17 protein-coding genes are annotated in these 14,393 nt (G+C 69.8%); 12 read left to right on the top strand and 5 right to left on the bottom strand.

The genetic code is table 11. The annotated features are described in order from the left end of the window. Positions 1-87 precede the first annotated feature (87 nt). Complete coding sequence (locus tag ACLQ6X_RS06055; RefSeq protein WP_411699274.1) at positions 88-1,359, bottom strand: glutamyl-tRNA reductase; 1,272 nt, start codon at positions 1,357-1,359, stop codon at positions 88-90. 17 nt (positions 1,360-1,376) lie between these two features. Between ACLQ6X_RS06055 and hemE the strand changes: the two genes are divergently transcribed. Genes hemE through hemL form a run of 11 tightly spaced genes read left to right on the top strand, consistent with a single transcriptional unit; the run spans position 1,377 to position 10,607 of the window. Next, positions 1,377-2,432 (top strand): uroporphyrinogen decarboxylase, encoded by a 1,056-nt coding sequence (gene hemE, locus ACLQ6X_RS06050; RefSeq protein WP_411699273.1) that lies wholly within the window; start codon positions 1,377-1,379, stop codon positions 2,430-2,432. Continuing rightward, the gene (locus tag ACLQ6X_RS06045; protein ID WP_411699272.1) at positions 2,429-3,691 is read left to right on the top strand and encodes a protoporphyrinogen/coproporphyrinogen oxidase; all 1,263 of its coding nucleotides are present in this window, start codon (positions 2,429-2,431) and stop codon (positions 3,689-3,691) included. Before hemE ends, ACLQ6X_RS06045 begins: the two co-directional genes overlap by 4 nt. Before the next feature lie 46 nt (positions 3,692-3,737). After that, positions 3,738-4,043 (top strand): YtxH domain-containing protein, encoded by a 306-nt coding sequence (locus ACLQ6X_RS06040; protein WP_411699271.1) that lies wholly within the window; start codon positions 3,738-3,740, stop codon positions 4,041-4,043. Positions 4,044-4,049: 6 nt separating this feature from the next. Further along, entirely contained in the window at positions 4,050-4,454 is a 405-nt protein-coding gene (locus ACLQ6X_RS06035; protein WP_411699270.1) for a phage holin family protein, read from the top strand. A 1-nt stretch (position 4,455) separates the two neighbouring features. Continuing rightward, positions 4,456-4,683, top strand: coding sequence for a DUF3618 domain-containing protein (locus ACLQ6X_RS06030; RefSeq protein ID WP_411699269.1), 228 nt, complete (start codon positions 4,456-4,458; stop codon positions 4,681-4,683). A 43-nt stretch (positions 4,684-4,726) separates the two neighbouring features. Then, positions 4,727-5,416 (top strand): hydrogen peroxide-dependent heme synthase, encoded by a 690-nt coding sequence (hemQ, locus tag ACLQ6X_RS06025; protein ID WP_411699268.1) that lies wholly within the window; start codon positions 4,727-4,729, stop codon positions 5,414-5,416. Then, on the top strand, positions 5,413-6,585 hold the full coding sequence (locus tag ACLQ6X_RS06020; RefSeq protein WP_411699267.1) for a ferrochelatase: 1,173 nt from the start codon (positions 5,413-5,415) through the stop codon (positions 6,583-6,585). Before hemQ ends, ACLQ6X_RS06020 begins: the two co-directional genes overlap by 4 nt. Further along, positions 6,582-7,529: a hydroxymethylbilane synthase gene (gene hemC, locus ACLQ6X_RS06015; RefSeq protein ID WP_411699266.1), complete on the top strand. Its 948-nt coding sequence runs from the start codon at positions 6,582-6,584 to the stop codon at positions 7,527-7,529. Before ACLQ6X_RS06020 ends, hemC begins: the two co-directional genes overlap by 4 nt. Further along, the gene (locus ACLQ6X_RS06010; protein ID WP_411699265.1) at positions 7,526-8,314 is read left to right on the top strand and encodes a uroporphyrinogen-III synthase; all 789 of its coding nucleotides are present in this window, start codon (positions 7,526-7,528) and stop codon (positions 8,312-8,314) included. Before hemC ends, ACLQ6X_RS06010 begins: the two co-directional genes overlap by 4 nt. After that, entirely contained in the window at positions 8,311-9,291 is a 981-nt protein-coding gene (gene hemB, locus ACLQ6X_RS06005; protein ID WP_411699264.1) for a porphobilinogen synthase, read from the top strand. Before ACLQ6X_RS06010 ends, hemB begins: the two co-directional genes overlap by 4 nt. Further along, positions 9,288-10,607, top strand: a complete 1,320-nt coding sequence (hemL, locus tag ACLQ6X_RS06000; protein ID WP_411699263.1) for a glutamate-1-semialdehyde 2,1-aminomutase — start codon at positions 9,288-9,290, stop codon at positions 10,605-10,607. The genes hemB and hemL overlap by 4 nt, the downstream gene beginning before the upstream one ends. An 87-nt stretch (positions 10,608-10,694) precedes the next feature. Here the strand turns inward: hemL and ACLQ6X_RS05995 are convergent, their stop codons facing one another. From ACLQ6X_RS05995 to ACLQ6X_RS05985, 3 genes are read right to left on the bottom strand one after another with little or no spacing between them, the layout of a single operon-like run. After that, on the bottom strand, positions 10,695-11,093 hold the full coding sequence (locus tag ACLQ6X_RS05995) for a DUF1304 domain-containing protein (RefSeq protein ID WP_411699262.1): 399 nt from the start codon (positions 11,091-11,093) through the stop codon (positions 10,695-10,697). 4 nt (positions 11,094-11,097) lie between these two features. Continuing rightward, positions 11,098-12,066: an MDR family oxidoreductase gene (locus tag ACLQ6X_RS05990; RefSeq protein ID WP_411699261.1), complete on the bottom strand. Its 969-nt coding sequence runs from the start codon at positions 12,064-12,066 to the stop codon at positions 11,098-11,100. A gap of 26 nt (positions 12,067-12,092) precedes the next feature. Beyond that, on the bottom strand, positions 12,093-13,121 hold the full coding sequence (locus ACLQ6X_RS05985) for an ATP-dependent 6-phosphofructokinase (RefSeq protein ID WP_411699260.1): 1,029 nt from the start codon (positions 13,119-13,121) through the stop codon (positions 12,093-12,095). Between the two features lie 158 nt (positions 13,122-13,279). On the opposite strand from ACLQ6X_RS05985, the gene ACLQ6X_RS05980 reads away from it, so the two are divergent. Then, a complete protein-coding gene (locus ACLQ6X_RS05980) occupies positions 13,280-13,609 on the top strand; it encodes a hypothetical protein (protein WP_411699259.1) in 330 nt (109 codons plus the stop codon). Between the two features lie 72 nt (positions 13,610-13,681). On the opposite strand, the gene ACLQ6X_RS05975 is transcribed toward ACLQ6X_RS05980, so the two are convergent. Further along, positions 13,682-14,393: rhodanese-related sulfurtransferase (locus ACLQ6X_RS05975; protein ID WP_411699258.1), on the bottom strand; the 712-nt coding region annotated here is incomplete at its 5' end.

The raw sequence follows: 14,393 nt of genomic DNA, 5'->3' as shown, positions 1-14,393 counted from the left end.
ATAGTGCAGTTGTGGCGGGTGCACGGCACGGTGGACCCGCCACAACTGCACTATCGAGCGCCCGGGGTGCCGCGAGGTAGCGGCGGGTCAGCCGGCGAGTTCGTCGTTCGCGGGCGCGGAGTCGTCGGGCACGACGAGCGGGTGGATGACGGCTTCCGGCGCGATCCCGTAGAGGGCGTCGAGCGCCGCCACGAACTCGTCGCCGCGGCCCTCGCGGGCGAGCGTGCGCGCCCGCACCGACGGGCCGTGCAGCAGCACTCCGGCGAGGTGGCGCAGCGCGGCGACGGTGTCGGTGCTGTCTCCGGCACGACGCTGGGCGCGCTCGATCTCGGCGTCGAGCAGGTCGAACACGTGCGAGCGGAACGCCACGATCGCCGGCTCCACGGTCGCGGCCGAGAGATAGGTGGCTGCCGCGTCGCCGATGAGGGCGCGCGCGTCGGTGGCTGCGGTGAGCGCCTCGACGGGGGCGTGCCTGCTGATCAGGTCGAGGTCGAGCAGTTCGACGCCCGCGAGCGTCGCGACGGCGGGGTCGACGTTGCGGGGCAGCCCGAGGTCGATCACGAGGCGGCGGTTGTCGTTTGTCACGTCGGCCGGCGTGATCGCGAGCGTCGACGTGCAGGTGAGCACAACATCCGAATCGGCGATCGCGGCCGACAGCGACGTCTCGTAGTCGATGCCGTACTTCGACGCGAACTTCACGGCCCGTCCGCTGGGGGAGAAGACGCGCACGTCGGTCGCGCCGCGGTCGCGCAAGGCGCCGAGCGTGGTCGCGGCGTACTGGCCGGTTCCGACGAGCAGCACGCGGGTCTTCGACCAGTCGGTGACGCGGCTCGAGGCGAGCTCGAGGGCGAGGCGCACGAGCGAACGGCCGGCGCCGCCGAGGGCCGTGTGGTTCTTGACCTCGCGCGAGGTGCGGGTCGCGGTCTGGAAGAGGGTATCGAGGGTGGATGTCGCGGTGCCCGAGACGCGCGCGGCCTCGAGGGCGCGGCCCACCTGCCCCGAGATCTCGTCTTCGCCGACGACGACCGATTCGAGCCCGGCGGTGACCGAGAACAGGTGCCCGGCCACGGCGTCGCCGGTGATGATCTTCACCGATCTGCGCAGCTCTTCGGGCAGCACGCCGCTGGCCGAGCTCATGGCCTCGATCGTCGACTCCACGGCGACGGCGCTCGAGCCGGTGAGCGGCTCGTCGATGTCGAGGTAGGCCTCGAAGCGGTTGCAGGTCGCGAGCACGACGGCCCCCGAAACGAACGCGCTGCCGGCCACGAGACTGCTGGCCGCCGCCGGTGCGCCAAAGGACAGCTTCTCGAGAAGGTCGAAGCTGGCATTTTGATGGTTCGCGGTCAGGCAGAGAAGCACAATCTAATGTTAACTCCGTGACCCTGCCTGCGAACCACCCTCTGAACGACGGCCGAACCGCCGACGCACCCCTCATCCGTGCCTACCGGGGTGAGCGTCAGGCCACGCCGCCCGTGTGGTTCATGCGCCAGGCGGGCCGTTCCCTGCCGGAATACCGGGAACTCCGCGTCGGAAACGCCATGCTCGACGCCTGCCTCAACCCCGAACTGTCGAGCGAGATCACCCTGCAGCCGGTGCGTCGACACGGCGTCGACGCGGCAATATTCTTCAGCGACATCGTGATTCCCATCAAACTCGCAGGTGTCGAGGTCGAAATCGTGCCCGGTCGCGGCCCGGTTCTCGCCGATCCGATCAGAAGCGTTTCGGATGTCGCGAAGCTGCGACCTCTCGACCCGGCCGCGCTCGCACCGATCATCGAGGGCGTCGCGCGCACCGTCGCCGAGCTCGGCACGACGCCCCTCATCGGCTTCGCCGGTGCACCGTTCACGCTCGCCTCCTACCTCGTCGAGGGCGGACCGTCGAAGGACCAGCTGCGCGCCCGCACCATGATGTACACCGAGCCGCACGCCTGGGCGACGCTGCTCAACTGGTGCGCCGACGTGAGCGGCGCCTTCCTGCAGGCGCAGGTGCTTGCCGGCGCCTCGGCCGCCCAGCTCTTCGACTCCTGGGTCGGTTCGCTCAGCGAGCAGCAGTACGTGCGCCGGGTCGCCCCGCACTCGAAGCGCGCGCTGTCGCACCTGCGCGGCCTCGAGATTCCCAAGGTGCACTTCGGCGTGGGCAGCAACGAGGTTCTCGCGGCGATGCGCGACATCGGCGCCGACGTGATGGGCGTCGACTGGCGCATCCCGCTCGACGAGGCCAACCGCCGCCTCGGCGGCACCGTGCCCCTGCAGGGCAACCTCGACCCCGCGCTGCTCGGGGCTCCCGCGAAGGTGCTCGCCGCGCACGTCGACGACGTGATCGAGCGCGGCCGCGAGGCTCCCGCCCACGTGCTCAACCTCGGCCACGGCGTTCCGCCCACGACCGACCCCGACGTGCTCACCCGGATCGTGGAGCAGGTGCACGCGGGATGAGCGACGTCGTCGTTGTCGGCGGCGGCATCGCGGGGCTGGTGATCGCCCGCAAGCTGCTGATCGAGGGCAGGTCGGTCACGCTGCTCGAGGCCGGCGACCGTCTCGGCGGCAGCGTCTCGCGCCACGTCGTCGGCGGCATCACCCTCGACGCCGGCGCGGAGAGTTACGCCACCCGGGGCGGCACGGTCGAGGCGCTCGTGCGCGACCTCGGTCTCGGCGACGAGATCGTCGCGCCGAACCCGACCGGGGCGTGGCTGCAGCCCGCCGCCGGCTCCGCGGTGCCGATCCCGGCGACCAGCCTGCTCGGAATCCCCGGCTCGCCCGTCGCCGAAGACGTGATCGCGGTGCTCGGCCAGACCGCCGCCCTGCGCGCGTTCGCGGTCGACGCGTTCCTGCCCGGCACCGTCGGCTCGAAGGCGACGACGCTCGGCGAACTGGTGCGCCGTCGCATGGGCGACGATGTTCTCGACCGGCTCGTCGCGCCGATCGTGAACGGCGTGCACTCCGCGTCGCCCGACGACCTCGACCTCGACCGCGTCGCCCCGCAGCTGCGCGCCGCACTGCGCCGGGAGGGTTCGCTCGCCCGCGCCGTGCGCTCGTTGCGCGCGGAGGCGCCCGCCGGAACGGCCGTCGCCGGTCTGCGAGGCGGGATCTCCCGCATCGTCGACGAGCTCGTGGCCGACCTCGAACGGTTCGGTGCCGACATCCGGCTGAACACCCCGGTGCGTTCCGTCACCGTCGGCAGCGCCACCACCGACGACGACGTGCTCGGCGGCCACATCGTCGTGGCCGCCTCGGGCGTGCTCGGTCCGCTCGCCACGCCCGACCGGGTCGTGACGCTCGCCACCCTCGTCGTCGAGCAGCCGCTGCTCGACGCGGCCCCGCGCGGAACCGGCCTGCTCGTCGCGAACGGGGCCAAAGGCATCCGGGCCCGCGCCCTGACGCACGCCACCGCCAAGTGGTCCTGGCTCGCCGAGCGGGCCGACGGCAGGCACGTGCTGCGACTCTCCTACAGCGAAGACCCCGCCGATCTGGCCGAGATCGCCCGCGTGGATGCGGCGGCGCTGCTCGGCGTGCCGATCGACGCGGCCGCGGTCGTCGACTTCGCCCGGGTGCAGTGGACGCGCACCACGGCGGTCGAGACGGCGCCCGACGGCGTGACGCTCGTCGGGGAGGGTATCGCCGGAACCGGTCTCGCAAATATCATTGGGCACTCACAGGCACAAGCTGATTCGGTCGTCAGGGGCGAATTGCAGTAGCCCGGTTACGCTGGACGGACATTCACGAACGAAAACGGAGAGAACCATGAAAGGCAAGATCCTTCTTGTAGTCGGCATAGGCGTCGGCTACGTACTTGGTGCTCGAGCTGGGCGTGAGCGTTACGAAGACATCAAGCGCATGGCCGGCAAGTTCTGGAATGACCCGCGCGTGCAGCGCCAGTTCGACGACGCCGAGGGCTTCGTCAAGGACAAGACCCCCGAGGTCGTCTCCGCGCTCGCCAGCGGCGCGAAAAAGGTCGCCACCCAGGTTTCCGGCCGCAAGCCGCGTTCCTCCCCCGCCCGCTCTACGCCGGCACAGTCGTCCGCGGCGAAGTCCGGTTCGAGCAAGTAGCACGCGATGAGCGAAAGAGAACTTCCCAAGCGGTCGCTGTTCAAGCTCATCGGCGACCTGCCCGGGTATCTCGTCGAACTGCTTCGCAGCGAACTCGAGCGACTCAAGCAGGAGCTCATCGAGAAGGCGAAGCACCTCGGCGTCGGCGCCGGTCTCATCGCCGCCGGTGCGTTCTTCGCGTTCTTCGCGTTCGGCGTTCTGGTGACCGCCGCGATCCTCGGTATCGCCACCGCCCTTCCCGCCTGGCTCGCGGCACTCATCGTGGCGTTCGCGCTGCTGATCATCACGACGATCCTCGTGCTGATCGGAGTAAACCAGCTGAAACGCGGTGTGCCTCCGGTTCCCGAGGAGACCATCGCGAGTGTTAAAGAAGACGTGAATGCCATTAAAGGCATCGGAAAGCGAGACTGACATGAGCGACGACATCGACGCCAAAATCGCTGCCCAGCGCGCGAACCTGGAGCAGACCCTCGACGCCATCGAGGACAAGCTCAACGTTCCCAAGCAGGCCAGCCGCTTCGCCGACAAGGCGAAGGTCGCCTACGACGAGAACCCCGTTCCGTGGATCGTCGGCGCCACCGCCGTCGGCATCACGGTCGTCGGCATTGTTGCATGGGCGTTGTTCAGCAACGACGACTGACTCTCGATTAGCAACTCCCCCACGACAGGGGGAGGATAGAGTCATGAGCCATAGCTCTCCGACCGAGCCCACCCTTCCATCCGCAGACATCCTGGGTTACACCCTGTGGTCTGTCCTCAAGCGTGACCCCGCGACGCCCGCCGGCGTCGGCGGCCTCGACGCAGCCGTAGCGGCCGTCGAGGCCGAGGGTGTCACCGTGCGCGGCTTCTACGACGTCTCGTCGATCCGCGCCGATTCAGACATCATGATCTGGATCCACGGCCCCAGCCCCGAGACGCTGCAGTGGGCGTTGCGCGAGCTGCGTCGCACCGCGTCGCTGTCGTCGCTGCTTCCCGTGTGGAATGCGATGGGCGTGCACCGCGACGCCGAGTTCACGAACAACCACCTGCCCGCGTTTATGCGCGGCAAGGAGCCCGAGGCCTGGCTCACGGTGTACCCGTTCGTGCGCAGCTACGACTGGTACCTGCTCGACGAGAACGAGCGCAAGAAGATGCTCGGCGACCACGGGCGCAAGGGCAGCCAGTATCCGCAGGTTCTCGCGAACACCGTCGCGAGCTTCGCGCTGGGTGACTACGAGTGGATCCTCGCTCTCGAGGCGCCGGAGCTCGTCGACCTGGTCGACCTCATGCGCCACCTGCGCAACACCGAAGCACGTCGCCACGTGCGCGAAGAAGTGCCGTTCTATACCGGGCGGCGCGTCGAGATCTCAGAGATTGCGGAGGTGCTGGCGTGACGATCAGCAATGGCGAGTATGTAGTTCTGAACGCGGCCTCGGCTGAGGCCGCATCCGGAGCCGAGCACGTGACGACCGCGGTCGACTACGACGCGATCCTGCTCGCCAGCTTCGGCGGACCGGAGGGCCAAGACGACGTCATCCCCTTCCTGCGCAACGTGACCCGCGGCCGCGGCATCCCGGAAGAGCGACTCGAAGAGGTGGCCCACCACTACCGCGCCTTCGGCGGAGTGAGCCCGATCAACGACCAGAACCGCGAGCTCAAGGCTGCCCTCGAGGCCGAACTCGAGCGACGCGGCATCGACCTGCCGGTGATCTGGGGCAACCGCAACTGGACGCCGTATGTGCGCGACGCCCTCACCGAGGCGAACGAGCGCGGTTTCACCAAGCTCATCGCCATCGGCACCAGCGCCTACAGCTCGTTCTCGAGCTGCCGCCAGTACCGCGAGGACTACGCTATCGCCCTCGACGAGACCGGCCTCGGCGACACCATCTCGATCGACAAGGTGCGCCAGTTCTTCGACCACCCCGGCTTCGTGCAGCCCTTCATCGACGGTGTGAAGCAGGGTCTTGCGGATGTCGCGGCGAAGGGTTTCACTCCGGAACAGACCCACGTGCTCTTCTCCACCCACAGCATCCCGTCGAGCGACGCGGAACGAAGCGGACCCGCGTCGCGCGGCTTCGGTCCCGAGGGCGCGTACGCCGCGCAGCACCTCGCGGTCGCCGAGGTCGTTATGCACGAGAGCGCTGGCACCGAAGAGTGGAGCCTCGTCTACCAGTCGCGCTCCGGCCCGCCCAGCATGCCGTGGCTCGAGCCCGACATCAACGACTCGATCACCGAGCTGGCCGGCAAGGGCATCAAGGCCGTCGTCATCGTGCCGCTCGGCTTCGTGAGCGACCACATGGAAGTGAAGTGGGACCTCGACACCGAGGCCATGGAAACCTCCGCCGAGCACGACGTCTTCGCCGTGCGCGTGCCGACCCCTGGCGTGCACGCCGCGTACGTGAGCGGACTCATCGACCTCGTGCTCGAGCGTCGCGACGGCGTGCCCGTGGCCGACCGTCCCGCAATGACCGACATCGGCCCGTGGTACGACGTGTGCCGCCCGGGCTGCTGCGAGAACGTGCGCGCCGGATTCAAGCCGGCACTCGCAGGGGTATTGCCGTGAGTCCAGCCCCCTCGGCAGGCGTGGCGACCACGATCCGCATCGGAACCCGTGGCAGCGCGTTGGCGGTCGCGCAGACGCAGACGATCGCCAGCTCGCTCGCCGCGAAGACGGGCGTCGTGATCGAGATCGTCACCGTGCGCACCGAGGGCGACACCTCGACCGAGTCGCTCGCGAGCCTCGGCGGCACGGGCGTCTTCGCCGGCGCGTTGCGCGAGGCCCTCGTGGCCGGCCGCGTCGACGTCGTGGTGCACTCGCTGAAAGACCTGCCGACCGCCGCCTACCCCGGCCTCTCGATCGGCGCCGTGCCGAAGCGCGTCGACGCCCGTGACGCCCTGTGCGCGCGCGACGGCCTCACGATGGACGACCTGCCCGCCGGCGCCCGCGTCGGCACCGGTTCGCCGCGCCGCGCGGCCCAGCTGCGTGCCCGCCGCCCCGACATCGAGGTCGTCGATATCCGCGGCAACGTCGACACCCGCCTCGCCCACGTGGTGGAGGGCCGGCTCGACGCGGTTGTGCTCGCCGCCGCCGGGCTCGAACGGCTCGGGCGCCTCGGCGCGATCACCGAGTTCCTGTCGCTCGACGGCTGGCCCACCGCGCCCGGCCAGGGCGCCCTCGCCCTCGAGGTGCGCGCGGGCGACGAGAAGCTCGTCTCCGCGCTCAACCACAACCCCACCCGCACCATCGTCGAGGCGGAGCGCCACGTGCTCGCCCTGCTCGAGGCGGGCTGCGCGGCCCCGATCGGCGCCCACGGCCAGATCGACGACGGCCTGCTGTTTCTCGACGCCCGGGTGTACAGCCCCGACGGCACCGAGAAGCTGACGAGCTCCCACGCCCTGTACGTGTCCGACACGGTTCATCCGGCCCTCGAGGTCGCAGAACGCGTCGCGCACGAACTGCTCGAGAACGGCGCGGCCACGCTCGCGCCCCTCGGAGGCGCCCAGTGACGGTCAAGCCGAAGCCGCTCTCGGGCTGGCGTGTTCTCGTGCCGCGGGGCGGGCGCTGGGGCGACACGGTCGCCGCGACCCTGCGCGGCCACGGCGCGGTGCCCGTGATCGCACCGCTGATCAACTTCGCCTCGAGCGACGACGCGCAGACCCTCGCGAACGCGTTCTACGAGCTGCAGGACGGCCAGTTCGACTGGCTCGTCGTCACGAGCGCCACCACCGTCGACGTGCTCGCCGGCCAGAGCGTCATCGTGCCGCCGACCACCCGCATCGCCGCGGTCGGCGAGACGACGGCCGCGGCGCTCGCGGTCGCCGGCTACCAGGTGACGTTCATCCCCGAGGGCGACAACTCGGCGCGCGGTCTGCTCAAAGAGTGGCCGATCGCCGAGATCACCGGGCGGGTGCTCATCCCGCAGAGCGACATCGCCGAGCCCACGCTCGTGAGCGGGCTCGCCGAGCTCGGGCTCGACGTGCAGTTCGTCTCCGCCTACCGCACGGTCGGTGTGCCGATCGCCCAGCACGTCGCCGCCGACGTCGCCTCGGGCCGAATCGGCGCCGTGCTCGTCACCTCCGGCAGCGTCGCCCGCCAGGTCGCCGAACAGCTCGCCCCCCTGCCCGACGCCACGATCGTGGCGTGCATCGGCCCGCGCACCGCGTTCGACGCGCGCGCGGCCGGCCTGAACGTGCACGTCATCGCCGAGTCCCGCTCGGCAGACGCCCTCGTCGACGCCCTCGTCGAATTCGTCACGGCAGGGGCGCCGGAAAACACGGAGGAAGAACGATGAGCCAGCGCAGCATCCGCCCCCGACGACTGCGTAACTCGCCCGCGATGCGCAGGCTCGTCGCCGAGACCCGGCTGCACCCCGCCGACCTGGTTCTGCCCATGTTCGTGCGCGAGGGCATCAGCGAACCGGTCGCCATCGGTTCGATGCCCGGCGTCGTGCACCACTCGCTCGACAGCCTCAAGGGCGCCATCGCGGCCGCGGCCGAGGCGGGTATCGGCGGCGTGATGCTGTTCGGCGTGCCGCTCGAGAAAGACGCGATCGGCTCGGGAGCCACCGACCCCGACGGCATCCTCAACCTCGCCACGCGGGTGGCCGTGCAGGAGGCCGGTGGCGCGCTCGTCGTGCAGACCGACCTGTGCCTCGACGAGTTCACCGACCACGGGCACTGCGGCGTGCTCGACGACACCGGCCGTGTCGACAACGACGCCACCCTCGAGCGCTACCGCGACATGGCGCTCGTGCAGGCGGCCTCCGGCAGCGAGATGCTCGGGCTCAGCGGCATGATGGACGGCCAGACCGCCGTCGTGCGCGAGGCCCTCGAGGGCGCCGGGTTCGTCGACACCGCGATCCTCGCCTATGCCGCCAAGTACGCCTCGGCCTACTACGGGCCGTTCCGCGAGGCCGTCAACTCCTCGCTCGTCGGCGACCGCCGCGCCTACCAGATGGACTCCGCCAACCGCCGCGAGGGATCGCTCGAGGTCGAACTCGACATCATCGAGGGCGCCGACGTCGTGATGGTGAAGCCCGCCGGCAGCTACCTCGACGTGCTCGCCGACGTCGCCGCCACCTCGACGGTGCCCGTCTGGGCCTACCAGGTGTCGGGCGAGTACGCGATGATCGAGGCCGCGGCCGCCAACGGCTGGATCGACCGCGAACGCGCCATCGACGAATCCGTGCTCGCCATCAAGCGCGCCGGCGCCGACGTCGTGCTCACCTACTGGGCTCTCGAGCTCGCAGAAAGACTCCGCCGCTCATGACGACAAACCAGCAAGCCTTCGACCGTGCCCGCGCCGCCATCCCCGGCGGGGTCAACTCCCCGGTGCGCGCCTTCGGTTCCGTCGGCGGCACCCCGCGCTTCTTCGTCGAGGCGAACGGCGCCTACATCACCGACGTCGAGGGCCGCTCCTATGTAGACCTCGTCAACTCCTGGGGTCCCGCGATTCTCGGCCACGCGCATCCGTCGGTCATTAAAGCGGTTCAGGATGCCGCGGGCCGAGGCCTCTCCTTCGGGGCCAGCACCCCGGGCGAGACCGAGCTGGCCGAGCTGATCCTCGCGCGGGTGCCCGCCGTGCAGAAGGTGCGACTCGTGTCGACGGGTACCGAGGCGACGATGACCGCCATCCGGCTGGCGCGCGGGTTCACCGGTCGCGACCTGCTGGTGAAGTTCGCAGGCCACTATCACGGGCACTCCGACGGGCTGCTGGCCGAGGCCGGCTCGGGTCTCGCGACCATGGCGATGCCCGGCTCGGCCGGCGTCACCGCGGCGACCGCGGCGCAGACGCTCGTGATCCCGTACAACGACCGTGACGCCGTCACCGCGGTGTTCGCGGAGTTCGGCGACCGCATCGCCGCGGTCATCACCGAGGCTGCTGCCGCCAACATGGGCGTCGTAACCCCCCTGCCCGGTTTCAACGCGTTCCTCGCCGGGACGGCCCATTCCAATGGCGCGCTGCTGATCGTCGACGAGGTGCTCACCGGCTTCCGCGTGGGCGCGGGCGGCTGGCTCGGGCTCGAAGCGGGCGACGACAGCGGCCAGGCGTACACGCCCGACCTCGTGACCTTCGGCAAGGTCGTCGGCGGCGGCCTGCCCCTCGCCGCGCTCGGCGGACGTGCCGACATCATGGACTACCTCGCCCCGCTCGGCCCGGTGTACCAGGCCGGAACCCTCAGCGGGAACCCCGTCGCCGTAGCCGCGGGCATCGCGACGCTGAAGGCCGCCGACACGTCGGTCTACGAGCGCCTGAACCGTGCCGCGGAGACCGTCTCGACGGCCGCTGCCGCCGCGTTCGAGGCGGCCGGTGTCGCGTACTCGGTGCAGTACGCCGGCAACCTGTTCTCGTTCGCGTTCCGTTCGGGCGTTCCCGAGAGCTACGAGCAGGTCAAGGCGCAGGACGCGTTCCGGTACCCCGCGTTCTTCCACGCGATGCTCGACGCCGGCGTCTCGCTGCCGCCGAGCGTGTTCGAGGCGTGGTTCGTGTCGGCGGCGCTCGACGACGAGGCGACCGATCGCATCCTGACCGCGCTGCCGGCCGCGGCACGCGCGGCGGCCGCGGCCACCCTGCCCGCCGCGTAGCGCTGGCCGAAGCCCGACCCTCCCTCGCAGGCTCGGTCGGCGCTGGGGTCGCGGAAACGCTGGCGCGTTTCCCATAGCTCCACCGCGCTAGATCAGGGCGAGCAGCAGGAACAGCACCGCCACGAGCGGCAGCGCCCCCTGGGTGAGGGCGGCGCGGGCGAGTTTCGAGTTCGACAGCACCAGCACCGTGGCCGCCGCGACCATGCTCAGCGTCGAGAACAGCGCGACGGCGTACCCGGCCTGGGCGGCGTCGGTCGACAGCAGAACGACCCCGACCACGGCGCCGATCGCGAGGAACAGGTTGTAGAACCCCTGGTTGTACGCCATCGGCCGCACGGTGTCGGCGTCGGCCTGCGACGCGAGGCCGAAGCGCTTCCAGGTGGCGGGCTTCGTCCACACGATCGACTCGAAGTAGAAGATCGCCACGTGCACGAGGGCGGCGAGCACCGCGAAGATCGAGCCGATGATCAGTAGTGCAGGGTTCATCCGATCAGTTTTGCATGTCGACGACCGTGCGCCCGCGCACCGAGCCGTCCATGATGGCGTGCGCGGCGCCGATGGCTCCCTCGAGACCGACGGATGTCGTGAGCGAGTCGAGCAGGTCGAGGTCGAGATCGCGCGTCAGGCGTCGCCACGCCTCCGTGCGCAGCGGCAGCGGGCAGTAGACCGAGTTGATGCCGACGAGGGACACCCCACGCAGGATGAACGGCATCACCGTCGCCGGCAGGTCGGCGCCCTGCGCGAGGCCGCAGGCGGTGACGGTGGCGCCGTAGTGCGCCTGCGCCAGCACGTTCGCGAGCGTGTGGCTGCCGACCGAGTCGACGGCGCCCGCCCAGCGCTGCGATTGCATCGGCCTGCCCGGCTCGTCGAGTTCGGCGCGGTCGATCACGGTCGTGGCGCCGAGCGAGCGCAGGTAGTCGTGCTGGGCGGCGCGCCCGGTCGAGGCGGTCAGGCTGTAGCCGAGCTTCGCGAGGAGGGCGATCGCGATGGAGCCGACTCCTCCGGATGCACCGGTGACGAGTACCTCCCCGCCGACGGCGGGCGACAGGGACTTCTCGAGCGCGAGCACCGAGAGCATCGCGGTGAAGCCGGCCGTGCCGATCGCCGCGGCCCTGCGCGCGCTGAGGCCGTCGGGCAGCGGCACGAGCCACTCGCTCTTCACCCGCGCGCGCTCGGAGAGTCCGCCCGGGTGGTTCTCGCCGAGCCCGAAGCCGTTGACGATGACGCGCTCGCCCGTCGCCCGCACGACCCCCACCAGGTCGATGCCCGCGATCAGGCTCTCGGCCTTGATGACGCCGGGACGCCCGGTGAGCGCCATGCCGTCTTTGTAGTTGATGCTCGAGTACTCGACGTCGATCTCGACGTCGCCCTCGCCGAGGGCCGCGTCGGTGACGTCGGTCTCGAGCGTGGCGCTGGCCGGGGCATCCGAGGGGCGGGTGACGACGATGGCACGGAACATACGGCCAGCCTATGGCCGTGAGCGCGTCAGCCGAAGAGGATGCGGGCCTCGTCGTAGCGCGCCTGCGGCACGGTCTTGAGCTTGCCGAGCGCGTCGGCGAAGGGCACCGTGATGATCTCGGTGCCGCGCAGGCCGACCATGTGGCCCCAGCGTCCGGCGATCGCGGCGTCGAGGGCCGCCATGCCCAGCCGTGTGGCGAGCACCCGGTCGTAGGCGCTGGGCGTTCCGCCGCGCTGGATGTGGCCGAGGGTCGTGGCGCGCGTCTCGATGCCCGTGCGCTCCTCGATGATGGGGGCGAGCAGTTCGCCGATGCCGCCGAGGCGGGGGCGGCCGAACGCGTCGAGTCCGCGCTCACTGTGGGCGTCGTCCATGGTGTCGAGCGAGAAGCCCTCGGCGACGACGACGAGGGGCGCGCGGCCGCGGTCGTGGGCGGAGGTGACCCACTCGAGGATCTGGTCGACGCTCGTCTTCTGCTCGGGGATGAGGATGGCGTGGGCGCCGGCGGCCATGCCGGAGTGCAGAGCGATCCAGCCGACGTGGCGGCCCATCACCTCGGCGATCATGCAGCGGCCGTGGGAGTCGCCCGTGGTGCGCAGTCGGTCCATGGCGTCGGTGGCGATCTGCACGGCGGTGTCGAAACCGAAGGTGTAGTCCGTGGCATCCAGATCGTTGTCCACGGTCTTGGGAACGCCGACGATATTGATCCCGGCATCGGTGAGGCGCTTGGCAGCCGCGAGGGTGCCTTCGCCGCCGATCGCGATGATCGCGTCGATGCCGTTGTCGCGCATCACCTGGTTGATGCGCTCGACACCGCCGTTGCCGTCGAAAGGGTTGGTGCGCGAGGTGCCGAGGATCGTGCCGCCCTGCTTGTGGATGCCCTTGATCTCGTTGCGGCCGAGGGGCATCGTGTTCGCCTCGACGACGCCCTTCCAGCCGCCGATGAAGCCGACGAACTCCTCGCACTTGCCGGTGGCGATGCCGGTGTACACGATTCCGCGGATAACCGCGTTGAGTCCGGGTGCGTCGCCGCCACTGGTGAGGATGCCGATTTTCATGACTCCATCATGGCCTACGCATGAGTCGTCGTCGGTTCTCGGCGCTACCGGCGGGTGTGTGGGCAGGTCTACCCATGGCCAAAGCTGAGCGTTTCCCTATAAAGTAGGTCGATTCATATTCCGCTCGACCGCGCTTCACCCAGAAAACAGGAGTTTCCATGTCTGAAGTCAACAACACGCCCGCCGGTACCGACCCCGGCAAGACCCTCGGAATCGTCGCCCTCGTGTTGGCGATCTTCCTCTCCATCGTCGGCGCGATCGTTGGCTTCGTCGCCCGCTCGAAGTCGAAGAAGGCCGGCTACAACAACGGCTTCGCGCTCGCCGCGATCATCGTCGGCCTCGTGCTGTTCGTGATCCAGGTCATTCTGGTGATCCTCGCGGTCACCGCGGGCATCGCGGCCGTCGAGCTGCTTCAGGAGGCCTGCACCGGCGTCGCATCGGGTACCCCCGTGCAGACCGCCGAGGGCGTGCAGGTCGTCTGCCCGTAGTCTTCACCGCGAGCGCCCCGGTTTCGGCCGGGGCGTTCAGCGTTTAACGGTCGAGTCGAGGCGAGGCGAGGCTCAGGCGAAGAGCGACGCGTGCTCGGCGCAGACCGTCTCGGCCACGTGCCGGTCGCAGACGACGAGCTGCTCGCGGCACGAGAGCTCGCGGCAGTTCTGCATGTTCTTGGTGTCGGCGCCGCACCGGTAGCAGTGCCCGATCACGGTCGCGTCGTCGGTGAAGTCGATCGACATGCGGTTGTCGAAGACGTAGAGAGAGCCCTGCCAGAGTCCGGAGTCGCCGTAGGTCTCGCCGTACTTCACGATGCCGCCATCGAGCTGGTAGACCTCGCCGAACCAGCGGCTCACCATGAGAGAGCTCAAAACCTCGCAGCGGATGCCACCGGTGCAGTAGGTCACGATCGGCTGGTCCTTGAGATGGTCGTACTTTCCGCTGTCCAACTCGGCCACGAACTCACGCGTGTTCGCAACATTCGGAACCACAGCATCCGCAAACCGACCGATCTCCGCCTCGAAGGCGTTTCGTCCGTCGAAGAAGGTGACCTCTTTGCGTTCGACCAGCTCGTGCAGCTGCTCGGGGGTCAGCCGCGTGCCGCCGCCGACCACGCCGTCGCTGTCGACGCGGAGCTCGCCCGGTGCGCCGAAGCTGACGATCTCGTCGCGCACCCGCACGCTCAGGCGGGGGAAGTCGTCGCCCGTTCCCTCGCTCCACTTGAAGTCGATGTCGTTGAACGGGGCGTACTCGCGCGTCTTGCGCACGTAGCGCTTGACG

It is taken from the genome of Conyzicola sp. (assembly GCF_046714715.1).
In the GTDB taxonomy this organism is placed as follows: Bacteria; Actinomycetota; Actinomycetes; order Actinomycetales; family Microbacteriaceae; genus Conyzicola.
This window is presented reverse-complemented; position numbering and strand designations above follow the sequence as displayed.